Genomic DNA, 26,043 nt, shown 5'->3' with positions numbered 1-26,043 from the left:
CGGTTGAGGTGTTCGTCTGGTAGTTATTTGTCAGCCAAATCTGTCGGCGCGACTCAGGCTGCCACTGTTTCGGGCGCCGCCGCCGTGCCGGCATGACCGCCGACGAGGCAATGCTTGTGGGCGACGTGATATTCGAATTCGTCCCAGTAGTGCTTGAGCATGCCCCGAACCGGCATGGCTGCCGCGTCGCCGAGCGCGCAGATGGTGCGGCCCATGATGTTTTCCGCGACCGAGTTCAGCAGATCCAGATCTTCCTGGCGGCCGAGACCATGCTCGATACGATGCACGACGCGATACAGCCAACCCGTGCCTTCACGGCAAGGCGTGCATTGACCGCACGACTCTTCGTAATAGAAGTACGACAGGCGCAGCAACGAGCGCACCATGCAGCGCGTCTCGTCCATCACGATCACCGCGCCCGAGCCGAGCATCGAGCCGGCCTTCGCAATCGAGTCGTAATCCATGTCGGTCTGCATCATCGTGTCGCCCGGAATCACCGGCGCCGATGAACCGCCAGGAATCACGGCCTTGATCTTCTTGCCGCCGCGCATGCCGCCGGCGAGTTCCATCAGCGTGGCGAACGGCGTGCCGAGCGGAATTTCGTAGTTGCCCGGCCGCTCGACGTCGCCCGACACCGAGAAAATCTTCGTACCGCCGTTGTTCGGCTTACCGATTTCAAGGTAATTCTGCGGGCCGATGGCGAGCAGGAACGGCACCGCCGCGAACGTTTCGGTGTTGTTGATCGTGGTGGGCTTGCCGTACACACCGAAGCTCGCCGGGAACGGCGGTTTGAAGCGCGGCTGACCCTTCTTGCCCTCGATCGATTCGAGCAGCGCGGTTTCCTCGCCGCAGATATACGCGCCGTAACCGTGGTGCGCATGCAGTTGGAAGGAGAAGCCCGAGCCCATGATGTTGTCGCCGAGGAACCCGGCGCGGCGAGCTTCTTCCAACGCTTCTTCGAAGCGCTTATAGACTTCCCAGATTTCGCCGTGAATATAGTTGTAGCCGACCGTGATGCCCATCGCGTACGCGCCGATCGCCATACCTTCGATCAACGAATGCGGATTGAAGCGCAGAATGTCGCGGTCCTTGAACGTACCCGGCTCGCCTTCGTCCGAATTACAGACAAGGTACTTCTGGCCCGGGAACTGGCGCGGCATGAAGCTCCACTTCAGACCGGTCGGGAAACCCGCACCACCGCGGCCGCGCAGACCCGACGCCTTGACGTCGGCGATCACCTGCTCGGGCGCGATCTTTTCTTCCAGGATGCGACGCAGCTGGGCGTAACCGCCGCGCGCCACGTAGTCTTCGAGATGCCAGTTGTCGCCGTTCAGGCCGGCGAGAATCAGCGGTTTGATGTGACGATCGTGTAAAGCCGTCATTTCGAAAGTTCCTCGAGCAGCTGGTCGATCTTCTCGCGGCTCATGAAGCTGCACATGCGTTGGTTGTTCACCAGCATCACCGGCGCGTCGCCGCACGAACCCATGCACTCACCTTCTTTGAGCGTGAATTTGCCATCGGGCGTGGTTTCGCCGAAGTCGATGCCGAGCTTCTGCTTCAGGTATTCAGCGGCGCTTTCGGAACCGCCGTCCGGGCCGAGCTGGCACGGCAGGTTCGTGCAGAGCGTGATCTTGAACTTACCGACCGGCGAGGTCTCATACATCGTGTAGAAGGTCGCTACCTCCTGCACGGCGATTGCCGGCATGCCGAGATAATCCGCGACGAACTGCATGAGTTCGGGCGACAGCCAGCCATGCTCGGTTTGAGCAGTGGCCAACGCCGACATCACGGCGGACTGTTTCTGATCGGCGGGGTATTTTGCGACCGCACGATCGATTTCTTTCAGGCCTTCAGCTGAGATCATTTTCAGACACGACTCTTTCAATTCCTACCGAACGAAAACCTGTCGCTCACGTGAAACTGCGACAGACCCGGCGTTCCTTTGCTTGACGCGCGTGGCGGTGCGACCACTGCGGACGCGCGTCGATGAATACGTCCTAGCGATCCACTTCGCCGAACACGATGTCCTGCGTGCCGATGATCGTCACGGCGTCGGCGATCATGTGACCGCGCGCCATTTCGTCGAGCGAGGACAGGTGTGCATAGCCCGGCGCGCGAATCTTCAGGCGATACGGTTTATTGGCGCCGTCCGAGATCAGATAGATGCCGAACTCGCCCTTCGGATGTTCGACTGCCGCGTACGCCTCGCCTTCCGGCACATGGAAGCCTTCGGTGAACAGCTTGAAGTGATGGATCAGATCTTCCATGTTCGACTTCATGCCGACGCGCGACGGCGGCGCAACCTTGTGATTGTCCGTCATTACCGGGCCCGGATTTTTACGCAACCACTCAATGCACTGTTTCGCGATACGCGTGGACTGACGCATTTCTTCGACACGCACCAGATAGCGGTCATAGCAGTCGCCATTCACGCCGACCGGAATGTCGAAGTCGAGCTTGTCATAAACTTCATACGGCTGCTTCTTGCGCAGATCCCACTCGATGCCCGAGCCACGCAGCATCGCGCCGGTCATGCCGAGCTGCAGCGCGCGCTCGGGGCTAACCACACCGATGCCGACCAGACGTTGCTTCCAGATCCGGTTGTCGGTGAGCAGCGTTTCGTATTCGTCGACGCACTTCGGAAAACGCGTGAAGAAGTCGTCGATGAAGTCGAGCAGCGAACCCTGACGGTTCTCGTTCATCTTCGACAATGCCTTCGCATTGCGAATCTTCGACGCCTTGTATTGCGGCATTGCGTCAGGCAGATCGCGATAGACGCCGCCCGGACGATAGTAAGCCGCGTGCATGCGCGCGCCCGACACCGCTTCGTACACGTCCATCAGGTCTTCGCGCTCGCGGAACGCGTACAGGAACACCGCCATTGCACCGACGTCGAGGGCGTGCGCGCCGATCCACATCAGGTGATTCAACACGCGCGTGACTTCGTCGAACAGTACGCGGATGTATTGCGCGCGCACCGGCACGTCGATACCGAGCAACTTCTCGATGGCGAGCACGTAACCGTGCTCGTTGACCATCATCGACACGTAGTCGAGACGGTCCATGTACGGCACCGACTGGATGAACGTCTTGCTTTCGGCGAGCTTTTCAGTCGCGCGATGCAGCAGACCGATGTGCGGGTCGGCGCGCTGGATCACTTCGCCGTCGAGTTCGAGCACGAGACGCAGCACACCGTGCGCTGCCGGGTGCTGCGGACCAAAGTTGAGCGTGTAGTTCTTGATCTCTGCCATGACGTTCTCTTAGTGTTTCAGACCGCCATAGCGATCCTCGCGGATCACGCGCGGCGTGATTTCCCGCGGCTCGATCGTCACCGGCTGATAGACGACGCGCTTCTCTTCCGGGTCGTAACGCATCTCGACGTAGCCGGAGACCGGGAAATCCTTGCGGAACGGATGACCGATAAAACCGTAGTCGGTCAAAATGCGGCGCAGGTCCGGATGACCTTCGAAGACGATGCCGTACAGGTCGAACGCTTCGCGCTCGTACCAGTTGACCGAATTCCAGATATCGACGACGGACGGCAGGATCGGCATGTCGTCGTCCGGCGCGAATACGCGCAAACGCAGACGCCAGTTGTTCTGCACCGACAGCAGATGCAGCACTGCTGCAAAACGCGGGCCGTCGTAAGCGCCTTCGGCATAGGTCTGGTAATCGACGCCGCACAGGTCGACACACTGCTCAAAACCGAGCGAGCGGTCGTCGCGCAAGCGCTTTGCCACGTTGAGGTAGTCGCCAGCCTTGACGACGATCGTCAATTCACCGACCGACTCGGTCACGCTCATCAGGAGGCCGCCAAAGGCCGCCTCGAGGTTCGCTTTCAGGGTCTCGAGTTTGCTTGCCATATTGTGAGGAGGCGTGAGCCTTATTGACGGGCGATGGTGTTGGTGCGGCGAATCTTGGCTTGCAGCTGGATCACGCCGTACACCAGCGCCTCCGCTGTGGGCGGGCAACCCGGCACGTACACGTCGACCGGGACGATCCGGTCGCAGCCGCGCACCACCGAGTACGAGTAGTGGTAATAGCCGCCGCCGTTCGCGCACGAGCCCATCGAGATCACCCAGCGCGGCTCTGCCATCTGGTCGTAGACCTTGCGCAGAGCGGGCGCCATCTTGTTGCAAAGCGTGCCGGCGACGATCATCACGTCCGACTGACGCGGACTCGGACGGAACACCACACCGAAACGGTCGAGGTCATAACGGGCGGCGCCCGCATGCATCATCTCGACCGCGCAGCACGCGAGACCGAACGTCATCGGCCACAGCGAGCCGGTGCGCGTCCAGTTGATCAGTTTGTCTGCCGTGGTGGTGACAAACCCTTCTTTCAAGACCCCTTCGATACTCATTTGCTTTCCACTCCAGACGGGGCGGCGAGCCTGGCCACCCACGCAAACCGGCGATTAATCCATCATTCCCAGTCGAGGCCGCCCTTCTTCCAGATGTAGGCAAAACCAAGCAGGAACTCGAGCAGGAAAATCATCATTGCCGTGAACCCAGCCCAGCCGATGTCACGCAATGCCACGCCCCACGGGAACAGGAACGCGGTTTCAAGGTCGAAAATGATGAAGAGAATGGCGACGAGGTAGTAGCGCACGTCGAACTTCATGCGCGCATCTTCGAATGCTTCGAAGCCGCACTCGTACGGTGCGTTTTTTTCGGTGTCGGGTTTGTTGGGACCGAGGAGCTTGCCGATACTGACCAGTGCTACGCCTAAACCGGTGCCCACAATGAGGAACAACAAAACGGGGAAATAGGCTGCGAGGTTCAAGACAATCCTCAATCGGTTGGTTCTGAGTGCCGTCAGGAGCATAGCACCCCTAACGCGAAATCACTTCCTCAACGCGCATGACGCAAGCTCTCCCGCCATACGCCAGAAGTGAAAATGCCAGCCGAAGCGAAGCAAACGGCTGGCATTTAGATAACATTTGGTGCCGACGGCGAGACTCGAACTCGCACAGCTTTCGCCACTACCCCCTCAAGATAGCGTGTCTACCAATTTCACCACGTCGGCACTATATGCAATCCGGGAAAACAACTTGTAAAACCCGCGAATCGCTTCAAGACTTGAATTGTAACTTGTTTAAACAGATTGTTCAACGCACAAGAGCACGCCTGCCGAAAATTTATTTCGGCACGCCCGTCGCCGGAACCGAGGCAGGCGAAGCCGGCGCTGCGGGCGATGCCGCCACCGGAGCCGAGCCCGCCGCCGGCGCAGAAGCAGGCGAAGCCGCGATCGGCGCAGTAGCCGCCGCGCCCAGCACGCCTGCCGACGGCTTCACGTGATACGCACCAAGGTAAGTGAGCGCCAAGGTCGTGGCAAAGAACAGCGCCGCGAGCACCGCGGTGGTACGCGACAGGAAGTTCGCCGAACCCGTCGCACCGAACAGGCTACCCGATGCGCCACTGCCGAAAGCCGCACCCATGTCGGCGCCTTTGCCGTGCTGCAGCAAGACGAGTCCGATGACCCCGAGCGCCGACAACAACTGAACGACGATAATCAATGTTTTCAAATACAGCATTACACTCACCTGAGTCTTTATTTAACCGCGCCGCACACTGTGTGCTGCGCGAAATAGCGTCATCCTCGCCGAGACGCCCTGCTTAATCCGCCACAGTGGTCGCAGCGGCCGCCTTGCAAATCGCCAGGAAATCCTGATCTTTCAACGACGCGCCACCGATCAGGCCGCCATCGATATCGTTCTGACGGAATAGCTCTTCCGCGTTGTCCGGCTTCACGCTGCCGCCGTACAGCAACGGCACGTCCGCCGCACCCTTCGCCGCGAGACGTGCGCGCAGGAACGCATGCACGGCCTGCGCTTGCGCCGCCGATGCGCTCTTGCCGGTACCAATTGCCCATACCGGCTCATACGCGACGACGAGACGAGCCGCTTCCTGAGCCGACAGCTTCGCGAGCACTTCGTCGAGCTGACCGCCGACGACCTGCTCGGTCGAACCAGCTTCGCGTTCTTCGAGCGTTTCGCCGACGCACACGATCGGCGTCAAACCCGCATCGAGCACACGCTGCGCTTTCACCGCAACCAGCTCGGAGCTTTCGCGGTGATACGCGCGGCGCTCCGAGTGCCCGACGATCGCAAACGTGGCACCGAAGTCCGTCACCATCGGCGCAGCCACTTCGCCGGTATAGGCGCCATGCGTGAACGCGGACACGTCCTGCACGCCCCACACGACCAGGGTGCCTTCGAGCAGCGACTGCGTTTGCGCGAGATAGAGGCTCGGCACGCAGACACCAACGCGCACATCCGCCGGCAATTCATTGGCGCCCTGCACCACTGCCCGCAACAACGCGGCGTTCGCGGCGAGCCGCCCATGCATCTTCCAGTTACCGACTACCAGTTTGGCTCGTTGTTGATTAGACATCGTCTCGTATTGTCCTGTCTTGCCAGTCCGACCTGCTCCGGCGCGCGCAAAAACGCGCAATTTTACTGCGTGGGGTGGATCGGGTCAAACCGATGGTGTCAAGCCTCCTGACCCCACGTCAACACGATCTTGCCGACGTGGGTGCTGCTTTCCATCAACGTATGCGCGTCGGCAGCCTGCGCGGCCGGAAACACGCGATGCACGACCGGCTTGATGCGCCCCGCTTCGAGATGCGGCCACACGCGCTCCTTCAATTGCGCGGCGATCTGTGCCTTGAACTCGATCGGCCGCGGCCGCAGGGTCGAACCAGTAATCGTCAGACGGCGACGCAGCACTTCGTTCAGGTTCAGCTCCGCCTTCGCGCCGCCAAGCAGCGCAATTAGCACGATGCGACCACCATCGGCGAGCGCCGACAGTTCGCGTGGCACGTAGCTGCCCGCCACCATGTCGAGGATCACGTCGACGCCACGATCGTTGGTCAGCGACTTGATGACTTCGACGAAATCTTCAGTCTTGTAGTTGATCGCCCGTTCGGCGCCGAGCGCTTCGCACGCGCGGCACTTGTCGTCCGAGCCCGCGGTCGCGAACACACGGAAGCCGAGCGCGTGCGCAATCTGGATCGCCGTCACGCCGATGCCGCTCGATCCGCCCTGCACGAGCAGCGTTTCGTTCGCGCCGCCCTCGCCCTGGCCGAGCTGCGCGCGATTGAACACGTTGCTCCACACCGTGAAGAAAGTCTCGGGCAGCGAAGCCGCTTCGACATCCGACAATCCCGCCGGCACAGGCAGGCATTGCAGGAGCGGCGCCGCCGCATACTCCGCATAGCCGCCGCCCGCGAGCAGCGCGCAAACGCGGTCGCCAATCTTCAGACCGAACGGGTTGTTCTTCGCGTCGATCGTGCCGCCGACGATCTCGCCCGACACCTCCAGGCCCGGCAGATCCGACGCTCCCGGCGGCGGCGCATAGCCGCCCTTGCGCTGAAACACGTCCGGACGATTGATGCCGGATGCCGCCACCTTGATCAGCACCTCGCCCGTCTTGAGCTGCGGCGTCGGTCGCTCCGCCAGCTTGAGAACTTCCGGAGCACCGAATTCAGTGATTTCGATCGCTTTCATCTGCGTCAACTCCAAGATTGGATTGCGTTGCCCACCCGTTGCCGCCTTCGGCCGTGGCGCCGCGCTGCGATTCGAATACGCAACGCAATCCATCCTGCATGAAAAACGGCCGGCGTGCATGACACGGCCGGCCGTTTGTCCGTTACCGCCTTACTGCGGCGTCGGTTCGCCTTGCGGCGCGTCGTTCAGCAATGCCTTGGCCGACAGACGCACACGACCCTTCTCGTCCGTCTGGATGACCTTGACCTTCACCTGCTGGCCATCCTTCAGATAGTCGTTGATGTCCTTGATGCGCTCGTTCGCGATCTCGGAGATATGCAGCAGACCGTCCTTACCCGGCAGGATGTTCACGATCGCGCCGAAGTCGAGCAGCTTGAGCACGGTGCCTTCGTACACCTGGCCCACTTCGACTTCCATCGTGATCGCTTCGATACGACGCTTCGCTTCGGCCATGCCTTCGCTGTTCGTGCTCGCGATCGTGACGACGCCGTCGTCCGAGATGTCGATCGTCGTGCCGGTTTCTTCGGTCAGCGCACGGATCACCGAGCCGCCCTTGCCGATCACGTCGCGGATCTTTTCCGGGTTGATCTTGATCGTGATCATGCGCGGTGCGAACTCCGACAGCTGCGTGTTCGCGCCCGACACCGCCGAGGTCATCTTGCCGAGGATGTGCATGCGGCCTTCCTTCGCCTGCGCGAGCGCGACCTGCATGATTTCCTTCGTGATGCCCTGGATCTTGATGTCCATCTGCAGCGCGGTCACGCCTTGTTCCGTACCCGCGACCTTGAAGTCCATGTCGCCGAGGTGATCTTCGTCGCCGAGGATGTCGGTCAGAACCGCGAAGCGGTTGCCTTCGAGAATCAGGCCCATCGCGATACCGGCGACGTGTGCCTTCATCGGCACGCCGGCGTCCATCAGCGCGAGGCAGCCGCCGCACACCGATGCCATCGACGACGAACCGTTCGACTCGGTGATTTCCGACACGACGCGGATCGAGTAGCCGAATTCGTCGGCGCTCGGCAGGCACGCGACGAGCGCGCGCTTCGCGAGACGGCCGTGACCGATTTCACGGCGCTTCGGCGAACCGACGCGGCCCGTTTCGCCGGTCGCGAACGGAGGCATGTTGTAGTGAAGCATGAAGCGCTCACGGTACTCGCCTTCGAGCGCGTCGATGCTCTGCTCGTCGCCCTTCGTGCCGAGCGTCGCAACCACCAGCGCCTGCGTCTCGCCGCGTGTGAACAGCGCCGAGCCGTGGGTACGCGGCAGCACGCCGGTGCGGATTTCGATCGGGCGCACGGTGCGCGTGTCGCGGCCGTCGATACGCGGCTCGCCATTCAGGATCTGGGTACGGACGATCTTCGCTTCGATGTCGAACAGCACGTTGCCGACCGACGCCTTGTCCGCCGCCACGGTACCGGCTGCCGCCGCTTCTTCTTCGAGCTTCGCCGAGGTCGCTGCGTAGACTTCCTTCAGCTTGGTCGAGCGAGCCTGCTTGTCGCGGATCTGGTAAGCGGCGAGCAGATCGGCTTGGGCGAGTTCGCCCACGCGCGCGATCAGCGCTTCGTTCTTCGCGGCCGGCTGCCAGTCCCACTCGGGCTTGCCGCCTTCGCGGACCAGTTCGTGGATCGCGTCGATCGCGGTCTGCATCTGCTCATGACCGAACACGACGGCGCCGAGCATCACTTCTTCGCTCAACTGCTGCGCTTCCGATTCGACCATCAGCACTGCGCGTTCCGTGCCGGCGACGACGAGGTCGAGCGCCGATTCCTTCATCTGCGGACGCGTCGGGTTCAGCACGTATTCGTTGTTGATGTAGGCCACGCGTGCCGCGCCGACCGGACCGTTGAACGGCAGACCGGACACGGCGAGCGCCGCCGACGCGCCGATCAGCGCGGGGATGTCGGCGGGGATTTCCGGATTCAGCGACAGCACGTGAATCACGACCTGCACTTCGTTGTAGAAGCCTTCCGGGAAGAGCGGACGCAGCGGACGGTCGATCAGGCGCGAGATCAGCGTCTCGCCTTCCGACGGACGGCCTTCGCGGCGGAAGAAGCCACCCGGGATCTTGCCGGCGGCGTAGGTCTTTTCGATGTAATCGACGGTGAGGGGGAAGAAGTCCTGACCCGGCTTCGCGGTCTTCGCGCCGACGACGGTGGCGAGCACCACGGTGTCTTCGACGTCGACGATCACCGCGCCGCTAGCCTGGCGAGCGATTTCACCGGTTTCGAGGCGAACGGTGTGCTGCCCCCACTTAAACTCTTTGACGATCTTGTTGAACATAGTCATTGCTTTTCCTCATCGTAATGCCGCGCGGACCGGAAGCGGCGCGGCAACGCCGGGGCCGGCGCCGCATGGGAAGAGTCGTGCTATGCCATTCCAGAGAGCCACGCGCTGCGAGTGCGCGCGAACCGCTGGAATGACACAAAACTCTGCCCTGAAGCCCGGCCTTGTTTCCGTTACTGCTTGCTCTACTACTGTTTGCTACTGCTACCGCGTTGCCTGTTGTCGCCGCGCGAACCGGCATACGCCGCGAATCACAGGCGGTGCGCGTTACACGAAGCGCGCCGCGCAAAAACAAAATGCCTGTATCAGCGAAACTGACACAGGCATCTTGCTGAACGACTGGCCGATTACTTACGCAGACCCAGCTTCTCGATCAGGCTGCGGTAACGATCCGCGTCCTTACCCTTCAGGTAGTCGAGCAGTTTGCGACGGCGGCTCACCATGCGCAGCAGACCGCGGCGGCTGTGGTGGTCCTTCGTGTGCTCCTTGAAGTGGGAGGTCAATTCGTTGATACGGGTCGTGAGCAGCGCGACCTGAACTTCGGGGGAGCCGGTGTCGTTGGCTGCGCGTGCGAATTGCGCGACGACTTCGGACTTCTTGCTTGCTTCAACTGCGGACATGTCAATTTCCTTGATAACTGGACAGGCGGTCACGGAAGAAAGGCCGTGCCGTGGGATACCCGTTTCACAATTTACTGAGCCCCGTTCGCGGCTGAATTAGCTGAATGAGAACCCAGCCCAACAACGGGACGCGTATTGTAGCACAGCCGACTTCGGCCGCGAAGCCCGCGCTAGCAAGGCGGATCGCGCGTCGCTCAGGGCCGCCGCATCCGACAGGCCGTCGGCAAGATCGTGCGCTCGGCTGGCAGCGCCAGCACCGTGCGAAAGCCATAGCCGGAACCTTCGTTATCGAAATGCACGCCGGGCGTGCCGGCTTTGTCCATCCGCATTACGTAAAGGGGCTGGATCAGCTGATGGTCATCGGCGCGCATCCACGCAGCGTGAAAACCGTTGTCGAAACGGATGCCCTCGAGCGCTCTCGCGACCGCCGTCGGATCGGCGCTGCCGGCGCGGTGCATGGCGGCGGCGAGTGTGTCGATCAGCAGTGGCATACGCAGCACCGGATAGTCGTCCTGCGCGGCAGGATAGCGCGCGCGGAACGCCGCGTACCAGGCATCGGAGGCCGCGCCGCCGACGTTCGGATGCCACTCGGCCACCGCGATCACGTGACCCACGCCCGCGTCACCGAGGGCAGCCGGCGCGCCGAGGCTGTTGCCGTAGAACGTGTAGAACTTCGTGTCGAGGCCCTGCTCGCGCGCCGCCTTCACGAGCAACGTCAGGTCGTTGCCCCAGTTGCCGGTGATCACTGCGTCCGCGCCGCTCGAGCGGATCTTCGCGATGTACGGCGCAAAGTCCTTCACGCGGCCAATCGGGTGAAATTCGTCGCCGACCACCGCGATGTCGGGGCGCTTCGCCGCGAGCGTCGAGCGCGCGAGGCTGCTCACGTCGTGCCCGAAGCTGTAGTCCTGGTTCAGCAGGTAGACCTTTTTCACCGTCTTATCGCGCTCGATCACCTCAGCGAGTGCGGCCATCCGCATGCCCGCGTGCGCGTCGAAGCGAAAGTGCCAGAAGCTGCAGGTAGCGTTGGTGAGCGCGGGGTCGTCGGCCGAGTAGTTCAGGAACAGTTCGCGGTTGTTGGGCTCGCGGCCGTTCTGTTTGTCGATCGCGCCGACGAGCGCCGCGGCGACCGCTGAGCTGTTGCCCTGCAGGATGTAGCCGATATGGCGATCCGCGGCTGCGCGCAATTGCGTCAGCGCTTCCTCCGTGCTGCCTTTGCTGTCGAGCACGACGAGTTCGAACGGATGGGCGCCGTCCGCAAGCTTCACGCCGCCGTGCGCGTTGACCTGCTCGACACCGAAGCGCAGATTGCGCTCGACCGCAGCGCCCGCGTTCGCGAACGGGCCGGACATGCCTTCGATCAGCGCGAGCCGGATCGGGGTGCCCATAGGGTTGCCGGTCAGATTCGCCCCTGAACTCGCCGCCTCAGCCACGCCAACTGCCACCACCGCCATTGAAATCGCCGTCAGCGCAACCGCCGCCGCTCGTTGCCACATCCCGGTCATGGTCGTCCTGCCTCAATCTTCGAAGCGCGGATCATAGGACGGCGCACACGGAATAGGCAAGCCGACGCATCCGTTCCCCTTAGGAGGCGACGCACGTTCAGGCAGCGCCGTTCTTTCACCGCCGCGCGTGTCAAAATGTGCGTCTCGATGATAAGAACCGCTATTCAAACGCCATCGGAGGAATACATGTCGAACCGCCACCACCGCACGGCGGCCCCTATCACCGTCCCTGCCGGCGCGAGTCTGCGTCGCGCCGCTTTTGTTTGCCTGAGCGTGCTCGCGCTCGCCGGCTGCGCCCAGCCGTGGCAGCAGTATCAACAGGGAGCGGACGCATCGACGGTGATCGCGCGGCTGGGTCCGCCGCGCGAGACCTATGATCTACCCGACGGCGGCAAGCGCCTGATGTGGCCGACCCAACCGATGGGCGAAACCACCACCGCCGCCGACATCGACGCGGCCGGCAAGATCGTCAACATGCGCCAGGTGTTGCAGCCCAACGAGTTCTACCGCGCAGAAATCGGCAAATGGACGCGCAGCGACGTGCTGGTGAATTTCGGCCGTCCGGTCGAAACGTCGTACTTCCCGATGATGAGGCGCGAAGTCTGGACCTATCGGTATCTCGAGGACAACGTCTGGTACATGCTGTACAGCTTCTACTTCGACGACCAGGGCATCTTGCGCCTCACGCAGAAGACCCCCGATCCGCTACACGAGCCCGACCGCCGCAGCCTGTTCTGAGTGTGCTGAGCGTCATCTTCGAGAGAAGAAACTTATCTCAAAAAAGCCGCCTTCGATAGGCGGCTTTTTTATTCCACAAGCATAAAGAAGGATTTTATCCTGTTTGCGTCAACCATTGCGCGAAAGAAAGGTTATTGTAAACACCGTTCGGGCACCGGCTCGCGAGCGACCGCATAGCCGCGGGTTCAGTCCGGTGCCAGGTCAATTGCCTCTGTTACGGAGTTGCTACGATGAACCGACCCAAACACCTGCTGGTCGCCAACGTCGCGTGGGCCCATGAAACCGCGACGCGCAATCCGGCATTCTTTCGCGACCTCATGCGCGGACAAAATCCGCACATTCTGTGGATCGGCTGCGCGGATAGCCGCGTGCCCGCCGAAACGATTACGCATTGCGAGCCCGGCGATCTGTTCGTCCATCGCAACATCGCCAATCTGTTCGATCCCGGCGACGACAACGTCGCCAGCGTCCTCGAATACGCGGTGCGAGTGCTCAAGGTCGGCCATGTGATCGTCTGTGGCCACTATGGCTGCGGCGGCGTGCGCGCCGCGCTGCTGCCGCCCGACCCCGCGCTGCCACATGTGAACCGGCGTATCGCGCCGCTCTGCGCGCTCGCGAAAACGCATCGCCCGGAACTGGGCGGCGCGGCGACCGAATCGGATCGCGTCAACCGCCTCGCCGAGCTGAATGTGCTCGAACAGGTGCGGCAGCTACGGGCGAGCCCGATCGTGCACGAGGCCGATCCGGCGCCGCTCGTGCACGGCTGGATCTTTGCGCTCGACGACGGGCGCATCAAGGTGCTCACCTCCGGCTATAGCGCCGACGACGCGATGACCTGCACGACCGCCGCGCACAGCGCGGCCTAGCGAAGCGCGTCGCGCGCCCCATTCGAACCGCGGACGGAGCCGACAGCGCAATCGTCATCGAGTCACAGCTGTTCGTCGCCCGCCGCCCCATCTCTCGCTTCTGGACCCCATGGATACTCAAACCTCCTTCTCCGCGCTTCAGCGTGACGTGCTCGCCGGAACGGCCGTTTTTCTCGTGGCCCTGCCGCTTTGTCTCGGCATTGCTCACGCATCGGGCGTCGACCCGTTTGCCGGGCTGGTGTCCGGCATCATTGGCGGGCTCGTGGTTGCCGCGCTGAGCGGCTCGCGTCTGAGCGTGAGCGGCCCGGCCGCGGGCCTCGTCGTGATCGTCGTCGACGGCATCGCGCGGCTTGGCGGCTTTTCCGCTTTTCTGCTGGCCGTGCTGCTGTCGGGCGTCATCCAGTTCGGCTTCGGCATGCTCAAAGCCGGCCGGTTCGCCGCCTACGTGCCGTCACCGGTGATCAAGGGGATGCTCGCGGCCATCGGCCTGCTGTTGATCCTCAAGCAGTTTCCCGTTGCGCTGGGGCTGTCCGGCACCGCTCACTCCGCCCACCCGGCGGCGGCGGTCACAACGCCGCTCGGCCTAATCTCGCCGACCGCCGTGCTGATCGCGCTGCTGTCGCTCGCGATCCTCGCCGGCTGGGAAACCCGCGCGCTGCGCCGCTTCGCTGTCGTGCGCATCATGCCGGCACCGCTCGCGGTGGTGCTGCTCGGCATCGGCGCGACGCTCGCGCTCGATCTCGTCGCGCCATCGCTGGCACCGCCCGCCGAACGGCGGGTCGCGTTACCGTCGCTCGAATCGTTCGCGGCACTGCAGGCCGTGCTTGCGTCGGCAGACTTCGGACCGCGGTTCGCCCAGCTCTTCAATCCCGACATATGGCGCGTTGCCATGACGATCGCCATCCTCGCAAGTCTCGAAACGCTGCTGAGCCTCGAAGCGGTCGAACAGATCGATCCGGAACGCCGCCGCGCACCGCCCGATCGCGAATTGAAGGCGCAGGGCGTGGGCAATCTGATCGCGGGTGCGATCGGCGGCCTGCCGATCACCGCGGTGATCGTGCGTAGCTCCGCGAACGTGCATGCCGGCGCAAAAAGCCGGCTCTCGGCGATCGTTCATGGCGTGTTGCTTCTCGTCAGCGTGTTCGCGCTCACGAGCGTGATCAATCTGATCCCGCTCGCCTGCCTTGCCGCGATCCTGATCTTCACCGGTTTCAAACTCGCCAAGCCATCGTTGTTCGCCGGGCTCGCGCGGCAGGGATTCGCGCCGTTCGCACCGTTTATCGTCACGGTCGTCGGTGTGCTCGTCACCGATCTGCTGATCGGTATCGTGCTCGGCATTCTGTGCAGCATGCTGTTCGCGCTGTACGCGAACCTGCGCGGCCCGATCGTGCTCGCTCAGCATGGCGATCACTACCTGCTGTCGTTTCGCAAGGACGTGTCGTTTCTCGGCAAGGTGCCGCTCAAGCACTATCTGCAGCAAATTCCGGATGGCGCCACCGTCATCGTCGACACGACACGCGCCGATTTCGTCGATCACGATGTGCGCGAACTGCTGGACGCATTCGTCGCGGATGCGCCCCGCCGCGGGATCACCGTCGACGTCAGATATCAGGTCCGCGAGCAGGCGCGCGCAACGAGCGGCTGGTCGCTGCGGCGCACGACGGCGGAGTAGTCCCCGCGAATCGGGTCATCGCGCCCGTGCGATGACTGCGAAAAAAGCCCCGGATGCCAGGCATCGCGGGGCTTCTGCTTCGATTCACGTCGAGATTGCGCGCTATCGCGCGCCATGTTCGCGTTACTCCGAGCGCTGCGGATTCAACTTGTCCGCATTCGAATAGAGTTTGTTGAGTGCCGAGAAATACGCCTTCGCGGACGCCGCGACGATATCCGGATCGGTGCCGGTGCCGTTGACGATGCGTCCGCTCTTCGACAACCGCACGGTCACTTCACCCTGCGCCTGCGTGCCGGTCGTGATCGCGTTGACCGAGTACAGCAGCAGTTCGGAGCCGCTGCCCACTTCCGTTTCGATCGCGTTCAGCGTGGCGTCGACCGGGCCGTTGCCGCGCGCTTCGCCGGTGATCTCTTTACCCTCTACCGAGAACACCACCTTCGCGTGCGGCTGCTCGCCGGTTTCCGAATGCTGCGACATCGACAGGAATTTGTAGTGCTCCTTTTCGTGCGCTTCGGCCGATTCCTCGTTGACGATCGCGATGATGTCTTCGTCGAATATCTCCGCCTTGCGATCGGCGAGTTCCTTGAAGCGGGCGAACGCGGTGTTCAGTTCGGCTTCGCTGGCGAGCGCGATGCCGAGCTCCTGCAGACGCTGTTTGAACGCATTGCGGCCGGACAGCTTGCCGAGCACGATCTTGTTCGCGGTCCAACCCACGTCTTCCGCACGCATGATTTCGTAGGTGTCGCGCGCCTTCAGCACGCCATCCTGATGGATGCCCGACGCATGCGCGAATGCGTTCGCGCCGACCACGGCCTTGTTCGGCTGCACCACGAAGCCGGTGATCTGCGACACGAGCTTGGAGGCCGGCACGATCTGCGTCGTATCGAGGCCGACCTCGAGTCCGAAGTAATCCTTGCGGGTCTTCACCGCCATCACGATTTCTTCGAGCGACGTATTGCCCGCGCGCTCGCCGAGACCGTTGATCGTGCATTCGACCTGGCGCGCGCCGCCGATCTGCACGCCGGCGAGCGAATTCGCAACCGCCATGCCGAGGTCGTTGTGGCAATGCACGGAGAACACCGCCTTATGCGAGTTCGGAATGCGCTCGCGCAGCGTCTTCACGAGCTGGCCATAGAGCTCCGGCACACCGTAGCCGACCGTGTCCGCGATGTTGATCGTGGTCGCGCCTTCGGCGATCACCGCTTCGAGCACGCGGCACAGGAAATCCATATCCGAGCGGCTGCCATCCTCCGGCGAGAATTCGACGTCGTCGGTGAACTTGCGCGCGAACCGCACCGCGAGCTTGGCCTGCTCGAATACCTGCTCGGGCGTCATGCGCAGCTTCTTTTCCATGTGCAGCGGCGACGTCGCGATGAACGTGTGGATGCGGAAGTGACCGGCCGGTTTTAACGCATCCGCGGCCTTCTGAATGTCCTTGTCGTTCGCGCGCGCAAGCGAGCAGATCGTGCTGTCCTTCACCAGACCGGCGATCGTATGGATCGCGTCGAAGTCGCCGTTCGAGCTGGCCGCGAAGCCCGCTTCGATCACGTCGACTTTCATCCGCTCGAGTTGCTTGGCGATGCGGATCTTCTCTTCCTTCGTCATCGACGCGCCGGGCGATTGCTCGCCGTCACGCAGCGTGGTGTCGAAAATGATCAGTTTGTCGGACATGTCGGGCCTCCTCGGGAGTCGTTCAGATGTGGAACTTGGTTTTGGAATAGGACGATGGGCGCCGCCGGCAAGGTAGGCCGATCGCGATGATCGCGGCCGGTGCGGGCGGAACGCAAATGCGCATAAGGGCGTGAAAGACGCATGATGACGCGGCGCAGCGAGCGGTGTCGCCGACCCGGCAAAATCGGCCACGCCAACGCACTGATCCGACGACTATAGCGGCATTCCAGCCACCGCGCAATGCACGCCGAGGCGGCCTGCGGCGCGGTTCGAAGCGGGCTCGTCACGGCATCAGCCAACGAAAAACGGCAGCGCTCAGGCTGCCGTTTTTCGTCTGTCGCTGCGATGCAGCGAAGTTCAACTCGTCACCGGTCGTGCGACATCGAACGCGCCGGATTGGCCCGGCCGCGTATCGCCTGGTACGCCCAGAACACGTATCCCGACAGACCATACAGCACGAACAGACCGAACAGCATCAGCGGCGGGTCGGACGACACGAGCACGAACGCGACCACCACCAGCAGGATCACGCCGAACGGCACGCGATGCCGCACGTCGAGCGCCTTGCCGCTATAGAACGGTGCGTTCGACACCATCGTCACGCCCGCATAGATGGTCAGTACGAAGGCGACCCACGGCAGCCAGACGAGCTTCAGCGGCACGCGGTTGTCGGTGGCGAGCCACACGAAACCCGCGATCAGCGCCGCCGCGGCCGGGCTCGGCATGCCCTGGAAAAAACGCTTGTCGACCACGCCGATGTTCGTATTGAAGCGCGCGAGCCGCAGCGCCGCGCCCGAGCAATAGACGAACGCCGCGAGCCAGCCCCACCGGCCGAGGTCTTTCAGTATCCACTCGTACATCACGAGCGCGGGCGCAACACCGAACGACACCATGTCCGACAGGCTGTCGAACTGCTCGCCGAACGCGCTTTGCGTATGCGTCATGCGCGCGACGCGGCCGTCCATGCCATCGAGCACCATCGCGACGAAGATCGCGATCGCCGCGATCTCGAAGCGCACGTTCATCGCCTGCACGACGGCGAAGAAACCGCAGAAGAGCGCGGCCGTGGTGAACGCGTTCGGCAGCAGGTAGATGCCGCGTTTCCTGAGGAACTGCTGACGCTGCGCGCGCCGGCTGTCGGCAGCCGGCGACTCCGTGACCACCGGTTTGTTGCGGCGAAACGGACGCGGCAGCGGTCCGCTGCTGCGAGGTCGACGCGGTTTGAATGCGGCCATTCGGACAACCTCCTGTATGCCGCTTTACAGCTCGGCGAGGATCGTGGACGACGCCGACACCTTCTCGCCGATCGATACGCGCGGACGGCTGCCCACCGGCAGATACACGTCGACGCGCGAACCGAAGCGGATGAATCCGTAACGCTGGCCGCGGGTCAGCGGCTCGCCGGCACGGACATAGCAAAGAATGCGTCGTGCGATCAACCCGGCGATCTGCACCGAGGTAACCGTCTGGCCGCCGGCCATTTCGATCACGATCGCGTTGCGTTCGTTTTCGAGCGAGGCTTTATCGACCGCGGCGTTCAGATACGCGCCAGGAAAGTATTCGACCTTCGAGATTGCGCCGTCGACCGGCGAGCGCTGCGAGTGCACGTTGAACACGTTCATGAAGACGCTGATCTTCAGCGCTTCGCGATTCGCATAAGGGTCATGGGCGGTTTCTACCGCGACGATGCGACCGTCGGCGGGACACAGCACCGCGTTGGCCTGCGTCGGAATCGGACGCGCCGGGTCGCGGAAGAACTGCACGACGAAGATCAGGATCAGCCAGAAGAGCCACGCAAAGCCGAACCCCGCGAAGGCGTGAACCAGTAGTGCAACGACGGCCGCGATGGCGATGAACGGCCAGCCTTCTCGCGCGATGATCGGATGAGGGTAATTCATGGATGGCTTCTGTGTTTTTGTAAAACCGTAGGATAGCAAAAGCCGCCCAGGGTTCAGCACCCTTGGACGGCTTTTTGACTGGTCCGGCCGCCGCGCCCAAGCGCCGCGCCGGACCTCGTTACGTCGAGACGCTTAGTTCTTCGACTGGTCGACGAGCTTGTTCTTCGCGATCCACGGCATCATCGCGCGCAGCTTCGAGCCAACCTGCTCGATCTGGTGCTCGGCCGTCAGACGGCGACGCGATTGCAGCGTCGGTGCGCCAGCCTTGTTTTCGATGATGAAGCTCTTCGCGTATTCGCCAGTCTGGATGTCGGTCAGCACGGCCTTCATCGCCTTCTTCGTTTCAGCGGTCACGATGCGCGGACCCGTCACGTACTCGCCGTACTCGGCGTTGTTCGAGATCGAGTAGTTCATGTTCGCGATGCCGCCTTCGTAGATCAGGTCGACGATCAGCTTCAGTTCGTGCAGGCACTCGAAGTACGCCATTTCCGGCGCGTAGCCCGCTTCGACCAGCGTTTCGAAGCCAGCCTTGATCAGGTCGACTGTACCGCCGCACAGCACGGCCTGCTCGCCGAACAGGTCGGTTTCGGTTTCTTCGCGGAAGTTCGTTTCGATGATGCCGGCACGGCCGCCGCCGTTAGCCGCTGCGTACGACAAAGCGATGTCGCGCGCCGCGCCCGATTTGTCTTGCGCAACCGCGATCAGGTGCGGCACGCCGCCACCTTGCGAATAGGTGCCGCGAACCGTGTGGCCCGGTGCCTTCGGCGCGATCATGATCACGTCGAGGTCGGCACGCGGGATCACCTGGCCGTAGTGCACGTTGAAGCCGTGCGCGAACGCGAGCGCTGCGCCCTGCTTGATGTTCGCGTGAACTTCCTTCGCGTACACGTCGGCGATCTGCTCGTCCGGCAGCAGCATCATCACGACGTCCGCGCCCTTCACCGCTTCCGCGACTTCCTTGACTTGCAGGCCGGCGTTTTCAGCCTTGCTCCACGATGCGCCGCCCTTGCGCAGACCGACCGTGATGTTCACGCCGCTTTCCTTCAGGTTCAGCGCGTGCGCATGGCCTTGCGAGCCATAGCCGATGATGGTGACCTGCTTGCCCTTGATGAGGGAGAGATCGGCGTCCTTGTCGTAGAAAACTTTCATGTCGGTTCCTTGGCTAGATTCGATGATTCAGAGAAATTCAGTTACTGCGAATGTTGTTATTTCAGCCGGGCGGTGCCGCGTTGCCCGGCCTTTCGATCGGGACGTCAGACCTTCAGAATGCGCTCGCCGCGACCGATGCCCGAGCTGCCCGTGCGGACCGTCTCGAGAATCGCCGTGGAGTCGAGCCCCTCGATGAAGGCGTCGAGCTTGTCGCTCGCCCCCGTCAGTTCGATCGTGTAGGTCTTTTCGGTGACGTCGATGATGCGGCCGCGGAAAATGTCCGACATCCGCTTCATCTCCTCACGTTCCTTGCCGACCGCCCTCACCTTGATCAGCATCAGCTCGCGTTCGATGTGGGCGCCCTCGGTAAGGTCGACCACTTTCACCACCTCGATCAGGCGGTTCAGATGCTTCGTGATCTGTTCGATCACGTCGTCGGAGCCAACGGAGACGATGGTCATGCGCGACAGCGAACGATCTTCGGTCGGAGCCACCGTCAAGGTTTCAATGTTGTAGCCGCGTGCCGAGAACAGACCCACCACGCGCGACAGCGCGCCCGGTTCGTTTTCCAGCAGGACGGAAATGATGTGTCTCATGTTTCGCTTCTTCCAGATGTAGTGTCGATGTCTGCGAGCGGAGCGGCGCCGCTTCGTCTGCTTTCGCCTTTTGTGAAGGCGCGCATCACGAAGCCGGCGCTGGATTTAACCAAACGCCCCGTCGTTAAAGATCTTCCGAACCCATGAGCATCTCGGTGATGCCCTTGCCGGCCTGAACCATCGGCCAGACGTTTTCGGTCGGGTCGGTCTGGAAGTCGAGAAACACCGTGCGATCCTTCAGGCGCAACGCTTCTTTCAGCGCCGGTTCCACATCGGCCGTGCGCTCGATGCGCATGCCCACGTGACCGTACGCTTCGGCGAGCTTCACGAAGTCCGGCAGCGCATCCATGTACGAATGCGAATAGCGCTTGCTGTATTCGATCTGCTGCCACTGGCGCACCATGCCCAGATAGCGGTTATTCAGCGAAATTATCTTGATCGGCAGGTCGTACTGCTTGCAGGTCGACAGTTCCTGAATGCACATCTGGATCGAGCCTTCGCCCGTGATGCACAGCACGTCGTCGTCCGGATGGGCCATTTTCACGCCCATCGCGGCCGGCAAGCCGAAGCCCATCGTGCCGAGGCCACCGGAGTTGATCCAGTGACGCGGCTTGTTGAACTTGTAGAACTGCGCGGCCCACATCTGGTGCTGGCCGACGTCGGAGCACACGAACGCGTTGCCGTCGGTCAGCTCCCAAGCCTTTTCGACCACGTACTGCGGCTTGATGATGTCGCTCTTGCGGTCGAACTTCAGGCAGTCTTTCGCGCGCCAGCCTTCGATGTCCTTCCACCAGTCGGCGAGCGCCGCGGTGTCGGGGCCATGCTCGGCCGTCTGCAACTGCTCGATCAGTTCCTTCAGCACTTCCTTCACGTCGCCGACGATCGGAATGTCGACCTTGACGCGCTTGGAAATGGAAGAAGGATCGATGTCGATATGGATGATCTTGCGCGGCCGCGACGCGAAGTGATTCGGATCGCCGATCACGCGGTCGTCGAAGCGCGCGCCGATGGCGATCAGCACGTCGCAGTGCTGCATCGCCATGTTGGCTTCGTACGTACCGTGCATGCCGAGCATGCCGAGGAATTTTTTGTCGCTCGAGCGGTAGCCGCCCAGGCCCATCAACGTATTGGTGACCGGATAGCCGAGCAGATCGGCAAACTGGTTCAGCTCACGCGACGCATCCGCGAGCACGATGCCGCCGCCGGTGTAGATATACGGACGCTTCGCCGACAACAGCAGCGACACCGCCTTGCGGATCTGACCGGAGTGGCCCTTCGTGACCGGATTGTACGAGCGCAGCGACACGCTCTTGATCGGCTCGTATTGGCACGGCGCCTTCGACACGTCCTTCGGAATGTCGATCAGCACCGGGCCCGGACGGCCGGTACGGGCGATGTAGAAAGCCTTCTTGACGGTGGCGGCGAGATCGCGCACGTCCTTCACGAGGAAGTTGTGCTTTACGCAGGGACGCGTGATGCCGACCGTGTCGCACTCCTGGAATGCGTCCTGACCGATCGCGGCAGTCGGCACCTGGCCGCTGATCACGACCATCGGGATCGAATCCATATAGGCGGTTGCGATGCCGGTCACCGCATTGGTGACGCCCGGGCCGGAGGTCACGAGACACACGCCGACCTTACCGGTGGAACGCGCGTAGGCGTCGGCAGCATGGACGGCCGCCTGCTCGTGACGCACGAGCACGTGCTGGAATTTGTCCTGCTTGTACAACTCGTCGTAAATGTAGAGTACCGAGCCGCCGGGATAGCCCCAGATGAATTCGACGTCTTCGTCGGCCAGTGCCTTCATGAGCACGGTGGCGCCGATAGAGTCTGCTTCGTGAGGGGGGGTCGTATCCGACGTGGAGAATTCCGCGCTGGGCATATTCATTGATTCACCTTTCGAATTTTCGGCAAAAAATTGATCGGGTGCTCTCTGCCGGGCTTGTGGCTCGGGTTCAAGCGGCGCGTCCAGTTGACAGGCGGGCTTCTTGGGCCACACCTCAATTGAGACAACTCACTTATGTTGCGAACCAGCGACGATAGCTGTAGACGCGCTCGCGGTCAAGAAAATATTGCCATTAGCACGCGCGTAGGAGCGCGCGATCGGACGGAATGTCGATTGTTATGCAAATGCAAGGTTCGGCAGGTTTCACCCCGATCTGAGCAAAAATTTGTTAGCATCCGCGGGTTTTACGACATTTTTCGACCGATTACGCGCACGCTTGCTGCGCCGACCCCACACGGATGGCATCAGACAAGGAACTCGCCGATTTTCTGGCGGGCGTCGAAAGGCGCGCGTTCAAGCAGACGGTCTACGCCGTGCGGGACGACGATGCGTCCCTCGACATCGTGCAGGACGCGATGATCAAGCTCGCCGAGAAATACGGCGACCGCCCGGCGGCCGAGCTACCACTGCTGTTTCAGCGTATTCTGCAGAATGCGACACACGACTATTTCCGTCGTGCCAAAGTACGCAACACTTGGGTTAGTTTGTTCTCGTCGCTCGGCAATTCCGACGACGACGAATTCGATCCGCTGGAAACCTTCGAGGCCGAGGCTGGTTCGGCTGGCGCCGAAAGCAACGAGCAGAAGCTCGAACGCGAGCAGGTCCTGCAGTTGATCGACGACGAGATCCAGAAATTGCCGGCACGTCAACGGGAGGCGTTTCTCATGCGTTATTGGGAGGATATGGATGTCGCCGAGACTGCCGCCGCAATGGGCTGCTCCGAAGGCAGTGTGAAAACGCACTGCTCCCGGGCCACCCACACGCTGGCGCAAGCGCTCAAGGCGAAAGGAATCACGCTATGAGCTCCCTCGAAAACACAGAACTCGAGTTCGCGCGTCAACTGCGCCGCGCGCTCGACGAAAACACTGCCAGCCTCCCGGCCGCCACCGTCGACCGGCTCGCCGCCGCGCGGCGCGCCGCGTTGGCGCGCAAAAAGCCCGAAGCCGTCAGCGCGCCGGTGTTCGTGCCTGCGTTCGCCGGCATGCCGGCCGGGCTGCCGCAGGGAAGCTTCGAGCCGCGCCGCCGCTGGTCGCTGCGCCGCTTCGCGCTCGCGTGGCCGCTCGCCGCGCTGGTGGTGAGCCTGATTGGCATCGCGTACTGGGAAGACCACCAGCGCACCGCCGAACTCGCCGATATCGATGCCGCCATGCTTAGCGACGACCTGCCGCTCAATGCCTATCTCGACCACGGCTTCAACGCGTATCTTTCACGCGCCCACTGAGCGGGAGATTCCTCGGGTGAGTTACAAGCGCGGCCTGGCCGTTGTTTTCGGATGCACGATCGCGGCTCTGGTGTCGTTCGTCGCGACCTATCCGCGCTTTCATCCGAGCCCGTCCCCGGCGGGGCACCCGTCGCCCGGCGTCAACGTCGCCGCGTCCGCGCCCGCCCCCGCTCTTTCCGTCGACTTGCCCGGCCTGCCGGGCAGTAACAGCCCGCTCGCGTGGTCACGTCTGAGCGCCGCCGAGCGCGTCGCGCTCGCGCCCTTCGCATCGCAGTGGGATTCGTTTAGCGATGAGCGTAAGCGGAAGTGGATCAAGATCGCGTCGCGATACGCAAAGATGTCGCCGGATGCGCAAAAGCGTCTGCATGAGCGCATGAGCGAATGGGTGCGCATGACGCCCGATCAGCGCCGCGTCGCGCGCGAGAACTACCAGGTTTCGAAGGAATTGCCGCGCGAAGCGCGCCAGAACGCGTGGAAGGCGTACCAACAACTGCCCGAAGAAGCGAAGGAGCGGCTCGCCGCCAGTGAGCGCAAGCGTCGCCCCAGCATCGTCAGCGCGCCGCCGTCGGCTCGCAGCGAGATCAAGGGCATCGACCGGTTCGTGAACGCGCGCGAGCACGGCTCGGGCGCCAGCGCTGCCGCAGCGGCGAGCGCCGCGCCGGCCGCCTCCGCACCGGCCGGGGCATCGCTGCCGGCCACGCCCGCGATTCCGGCGGCGGGCAGCTTCGTGCCGGCGACGCCGGTGCCGGTGTCGCCGGCCGAAGCGCCGGCGATCTTCCACGGCTCCTGATTCCGATCCGGAGCCCATTACGTGTCCCAGCCGCTCGTCACTCCCACCCTGCGCGCCGCCGCGCCCGGCCTCACGGCGCCCACCGTCCGGCGACGGCTGGCGGCGCTGCTCTATGAAGCGGTCATTCTGTTCGGCGTCGTGTTTCTCGCCGGCTATCTGTTCAGCACGCTGACGCAGCAGCGTAACGGGCTCGCGCATCACAACCTGCTCGCCGGCTGGATTGGCTTCGTCGTTGGTGTGTATTTCGTCTGGTTCTGGACGCATGGTGGACAGACGCTGCCGATGAAGACCTGGCGGTTACGGGTCGTTGGCGCTGATGGCGCGCCGGTTTCCATTGGACGGGCGATTGGGCGGTATTTGCTCGCCTGGTTGTGGTTTTTGCCGCCGTTGGCGGTGCATCCGCTTCTTGGGTTGCGGGTGCCGCAGACGCTTGTTGTTGCGGGCGTCTGGTTCGTTGTGTGGGCCGCAAGCGGGCGGTTCGATCCGCAGCGGCAGTTTTTGCATGATCGGCTCGCGGGGACGCGGGTGGTCCAGGTTGTGCGCTAGCGCGCGTGCTGAATGGGTTGCGCCCTTGGGCGGGGTGAGGCCTTTTTTGTCTGTATGGACCGCAGACATGGGTAACAGGTGTGCGGGGACATGGGTAACACATGATCCGCTCATTTGGGGCAGTCCAGGTTGATGGTTCCAAGGTGATGATGCGCAAAGAACAGGTCGTAGCAGTTCTCCTGACCCGCTCGCTCACGGATGGCCACGGGCAGGTTCTGCAGCGCATTCGACACCTTGAAGCGCCGCGTTCTGAAGCGTAGCTCCCCGTTCCATCGCACGCGCTGCACGACGTCGTTCTCGCCATATTCGATCGGCGGCAGGGTCTCCGGGTAGGTCCGCACACTGGGCCGGTAGCGCGTAACAGGCGTCGCCATACCCAGCGCCTGATGCGGGCGTTGATGGTTGTACACCATGCGCCATGTGTCGAACGCCTGCTGCGCGTCTGGCAGATCGCTGAAGTGACGTCCGTTGATTACCTCGGCCTTCAGGGTGCGGTGAAACCGCTCCTCCTTGCCATTGGTCTGCGGATGGGCCACGCGACTGTGGGAGAGCCGCACACCCAGCCGGATGAGCCAGATGGCCAGCTCGCTCAACTGCCCCGGCTGGCTGGGGCTGCCCCACGGCGAGCCGTTGTCCGCGTTGATGCGCAGCGGCAACCCGTAGCGACGGAACGTGCGCTCCAGATGCTGCTGCACGGTGCGGCTGTCAGTGCAGCCGCAGGCATCGAGTGCCAGGTTGTAGCGCGAATGGTCATCGAGCACGGTCAATGGCGAACAGCGTCGTCCGTCCTGCAGCGCGAACCACCCCTTGAAATCCATCTGCCAGAGTTCGTTGGGCTGCGCATGCTCGAAGCGCTGCCAGGGTGTCGCGGCCGCGGATGCCGCGTCCTCGATCAGGCCGTGGCGATGCAGGATGCCCGTCACCGTGCTAGGGGCGGGCACGTCCATATGACCCTGGTCGCGCAGGCGCCGGCTG

At 62.8% G+C, this 26,043-nt stretch carries 26 protein-coding genes and 1 tRNA gene; 7 read left to right on the top strand and 20 right to left on the bottom strand.

The features are described from left to right. Positions 1-53 precede the first annotated feature (53 nt). The 13 genes from nuoF to GCT19_RS33850 all read right to left on the bottom strand — a co-directional run bounded on the left by nuoF (position 54) and on the right by GCT19_RS33850 (position 11,915). Complete coding sequence (gene nuoF / locus GCT19_RS33910; protein ID WP_018431496.1) at positions 54-1,382, bottom strand: NADH-quinone oxidoreductase subunit NuoF; 1,329 nt, start codon at positions 1,380-1,382, stop codon at positions 54-56. Continuing rightward, positions 1,379-1,864 carry an NADH-quinone oxidoreductase subunit NuoE gene (nuoE, locus tag GCT19_RS33905; RefSeq protein ID WP_013088938.1) on the bottom strand — a complete coding sequence of 162 codons (486 nt, stop codon included), beginning with the start codon at positions 1,862-1,864 and terminating at the stop codon, positions 1,379-1,381. Before nuoE ends, nuoF begins: the two co-directional genes overlap by 4 nt. A gap of 133 nt (positions 1,865-1,997) precedes the next feature. Then, a complete protein-coding gene (locus tag GCT19_RS33900; RefSeq protein WP_152854377.1) occupies positions 1,998-3,251 on the bottom strand; it encodes an NADH-quinone oxidoreductase subunit D in 1,254 nt (417 codons plus the stop codon). A gap of 9 nt (positions 3,252-3,260) precedes the next feature. Next, positions 3,261-3,863, bottom strand: coding sequence for an NADH-quinone oxidoreductase subunit C (locus GCT19_RS33895; protein ID WP_018431498.1), 603 nt, complete (start codon positions 3,861-3,863; stop codon positions 3,261-3,263). Between the two features lie 20 nt (positions 3,864-3,883). Further along, on the bottom strand, positions 3,884-4,363 hold the full coding sequence (locus GCT19_RS33890) for a NuoB/complex I 20 kDa subunit family protein (RefSeq protein WP_006052903.1): 480 nt from the start codon (positions 4,361-4,363) through the stop codon (positions 3,884-3,886). 62 nt (positions 4,364-4,425) lie between these two features. Further along, a complete protein-coding gene (locus GCT19_RS33885; protein WP_018420012.1) occupies positions 4,426-4,785 on the bottom strand; it encodes an NADH-quinone oxidoreductase subunit A in 360 nt (119 codons plus the stop codon). A gap of 158 nt (positions 4,786-4,943) precedes the next feature. Further along, a tRNA-Leu gene (locus tag GCT19_RS33880) sits at positions 4,944-5,028 on the bottom strand. 112 nt (positions 5,029-5,140) lie between these two features. Beyond that, a complete protein-coding gene (gene secG / locus GCT19_RS33875; protein ID WP_018431499.1) occupies positions 5,141-5,536 on the bottom strand; it encodes a preprotein translocase subunit SecG in 396 nt (131 codons plus the stop codon). An 82-nt stretch (positions 5,537-5,618) separates the two neighbouring features. After that, a complete protein-coding gene (gene tpiA, locus GCT19_RS33870; RefSeq protein WP_152854376.1) occupies positions 5,619-6,395 on the bottom strand; it encodes a triose-phosphate isomerase in 777 nt (258 codons plus the stop codon). A gap of 98 nt (positions 6,396-6,493) precedes the next feature. Then, a complete protein-coding gene (locus GCT19_RS33865) occupies positions 6,494-7,510 on the bottom strand; it encodes an NAD(P)H-quinone oxidoreductase (protein WP_152854375.1) in 1,017 nt (338 codons plus the stop codon). A 150-nt stretch (positions 7,511-7,660) separates the two neighbouring features. Beyond that, positions 7,661-9,796 carry a polyribonucleotide nucleotidyltransferase gene (pnp, locus tag GCT19_RS33860; protein WP_013088931.1) on the bottom strand — a complete coding sequence of 712 codons (2,136 nt, stop codon included), beginning with the start codon at positions 9,794-9,796 and terminating at the stop codon, positions 7,661-7,663. A gap of 344 nt (positions 9,797-10,140) precedes the next feature. Then, positions 10,141-10,413, bottom strand: a complete 273-nt coding sequence (rpsO, locus tag GCT19_RS33855; RefSeq protein WP_008920609.1) for a 30S ribosomal protein S15 — start codon at positions 10,411-10,413, stop codon at positions 10,141-10,143. Between the two features lie 194 nt (positions 10,414-10,607). Then, entirely contained in the window at positions 10,608-11,915 is a 1,308-nt protein-coding gene (locus GCT19_RS33850; protein ID WP_152854374.1) for a branched-chain amino acid ABC transporter substrate-binding protein, read from the bottom strand. 186 nt (positions 11,916-12,101) lie between these two features. On the opposite strand from GCT19_RS33850, the gene GCT19_RS33845 reads away from it, so the two are divergent. The 3 genes from GCT19_RS33845 (at position 12,102) to GCT19_RS33835 (ending at position 15,191) form a co-directional block, all read left to right on the top strand. Next, on the top strand, positions 12,102-12,653 hold the full coding sequence (locus tag GCT19_RS33845) for a hypothetical protein (protein ID WP_013088929.1): 552 nt from the start codon (positions 12,102-12,104) through the stop codon (positions 12,651-12,653). Between the two features lie 230 nt (positions 12,654-12,883). Continuing rightward, complete coding sequence (locus tag GCT19_RS33840; RefSeq protein WP_152854373.1) at positions 12,884-13,519, top strand: carbonic anhydrase; 636 nt, start codon at positions 12,884-12,886, stop codon at positions 13,517-13,519. A 109-nt stretch (positions 13,520-13,628) separates the two neighbouring features. Further along, positions 13,629-15,191: a SulP family inorganic anion transporter gene (locus tag GCT19_RS33835; protein ID WP_152854372.1), complete on the top strand. Its 1,563-nt coding sequence runs from the start codon at positions 13,629-13,631 to the stop codon at positions 15,189-15,191. A 123-nt stretch (positions 15,192-15,314) separates the two neighbouring features. On the opposite strand, the gene GCT19_RS33830 is transcribed toward GCT19_RS33835, so the two are convergent. The 6 genes from GCT19_RS33830 to GCT19_RS33805 all read right to left on the bottom strand — a co-directional run bounded on the left by GCT19_RS33830 (position 15,315) and on the right by GCT19_RS33805 (position 22,393). Further along, the gene (locus GCT19_RS33830; protein ID WP_152854371.1) at positions 15,315-16,862 is read right to left on the bottom strand and encodes a 2-isopropylmalate synthase; all 1,548 of its coding nucleotides are present in this window, start codon (positions 16,860-16,862) and stop codon (positions 15,315-15,317) included. A 365-nt stretch (positions 16,863-17,227) separates the two neighbouring features. Then, positions 17,228-18,097 (bottom strand): CDP-diacylglycerol--serine O-phosphatidyltransferase, encoded by an 870-nt coding sequence (gene pssA / locus GCT19_RS33825; RefSeq protein WP_013088925.1) that lies wholly within the window; start codon positions 18,095-18,097, stop codon positions 17,228-17,230. Positions 18,098-18,121: 24 nt separating this feature from the next. Continuing rightward, the gene (locus tag GCT19_RS33820) at positions 18,122-18,760 is read right to left on the bottom strand and encodes a phosphatidylserine decarboxylase (protein WP_013088924.1); all 639 of its coding nucleotides are present in this window, start codon (positions 18,758-18,760) and stop codon (positions 18,122-18,124) included. Positions 18,761-18,892: 132 nt separating this feature from the next. Further along, the gene (gene ilvC, locus GCT19_RS33815) at positions 18,893-19,909 is read right to left on the bottom strand and encodes a ketol-acid reductoisomerase (RefSeq protein WP_008920617.1); all 1,017 of its coding nucleotides are present in this window, start codon (positions 19,907-19,909) and stop codon (positions 18,893-18,895) included. 104 nt (positions 19,910-20,013) lie between these two features. Next, positions 20,014-20,505 carry an acetolactate synthase small subunit gene (gene ilvN, locus GCT19_RS33810; protein WP_008920618.1) on the bottom strand — a complete coding sequence of 164 codons (492 nt, stop codon included), beginning with the start codon at positions 20,503-20,505 and terminating at the stop codon, positions 20,014-20,016. A 124-nt stretch (positions 20,506-20,629) separates the two neighbouring features. Next, positions 20,630-22,393, bottom strand: coding sequence for an acetolactate synthase 3 catalytic subunit (locus tag GCT19_RS33805; RefSeq protein WP_013088923.1), 1,764 nt, complete (start codon positions 22,391-22,393; stop codon positions 20,630-20,632). Positions 22,394-22,749: 356 nt separating this feature from the next. Between GCT19_RS33805 and GCT19_RS33800 the strand changes: the two genes are divergently transcribed. The 4 genes from GCT19_RS33800 to GCT19_RS33785 are packed head-to-tail and all read left to right on the top strand — an operon-like array spanning position 22,750 to position 25,068. Beyond that, a complete protein-coding gene (locus tag GCT19_RS33800) occupies positions 22,750-23,313 on the top strand; it encodes an RNA polymerase sigma factor (protein ID WP_013088922.1) in 564 nt (187 codons plus the stop codon). Beyond that, positions 23,310-23,732 carry a DUF3619 family protein gene (locus tag GCT19_RS33795; RefSeq protein ID WP_018431508.1) on the top strand — a complete coding sequence of 141 codons (423 nt, stop codon included), beginning with the start codon at positions 23,310-23,312 and terminating at the stop codon, positions 23,730-23,732. The genes GCT19_RS33800 and GCT19_RS33795 overlap by 4 nt, the downstream gene beginning before the upstream one ends. Before the next feature lie 16 nt (positions 23,733-23,748). Further along, positions 23,749-24,522 (top strand): DUF3106 domain-containing protein, encoded by a 774-nt coding sequence (locus GCT19_RS33790; protein ID WP_018431509.1) that lies wholly within the window; start codon positions 23,749-23,751, stop codon positions 24,520-24,522. 21 nt (positions 24,523-24,543) lie between these two features. Then, complete coding sequence (locus GCT19_RS33785; RefSeq protein ID WP_018431510.1) at positions 24,544-25,068, top strand: RDD family protein; 525 nt, start codon at positions 24,544-24,546, stop codon at positions 25,066-25,068. Between the two features lie 110 nt (positions 25,069-25,178). Here the strand turns inward: GCT19_RS33785 and GCT19_RS33780 are convergent. Next, positions 25,179-26,043 (bottom strand): integrase core domain-containing protein (locus tag GCT19_RS33780; protein WP_152854370.1); only part of this gene is annotated, 865 nt, incomplete at its 5' end.

The organism is Paraburkholderia atlantica (assembly GCF_009362785.1).
Taxonomy (GTDB): Bacteria; Pseudomonadota; Gammaproteobacteria; order Burkholderiales; family Burkholderiaceae; genus Paraburkholderia; species Paraburkholderia atlantica.
Note: the sequence above shows the minus strand (reverse complement) of the source record. Positions and strands in the feature narration are given on the sequence as shown.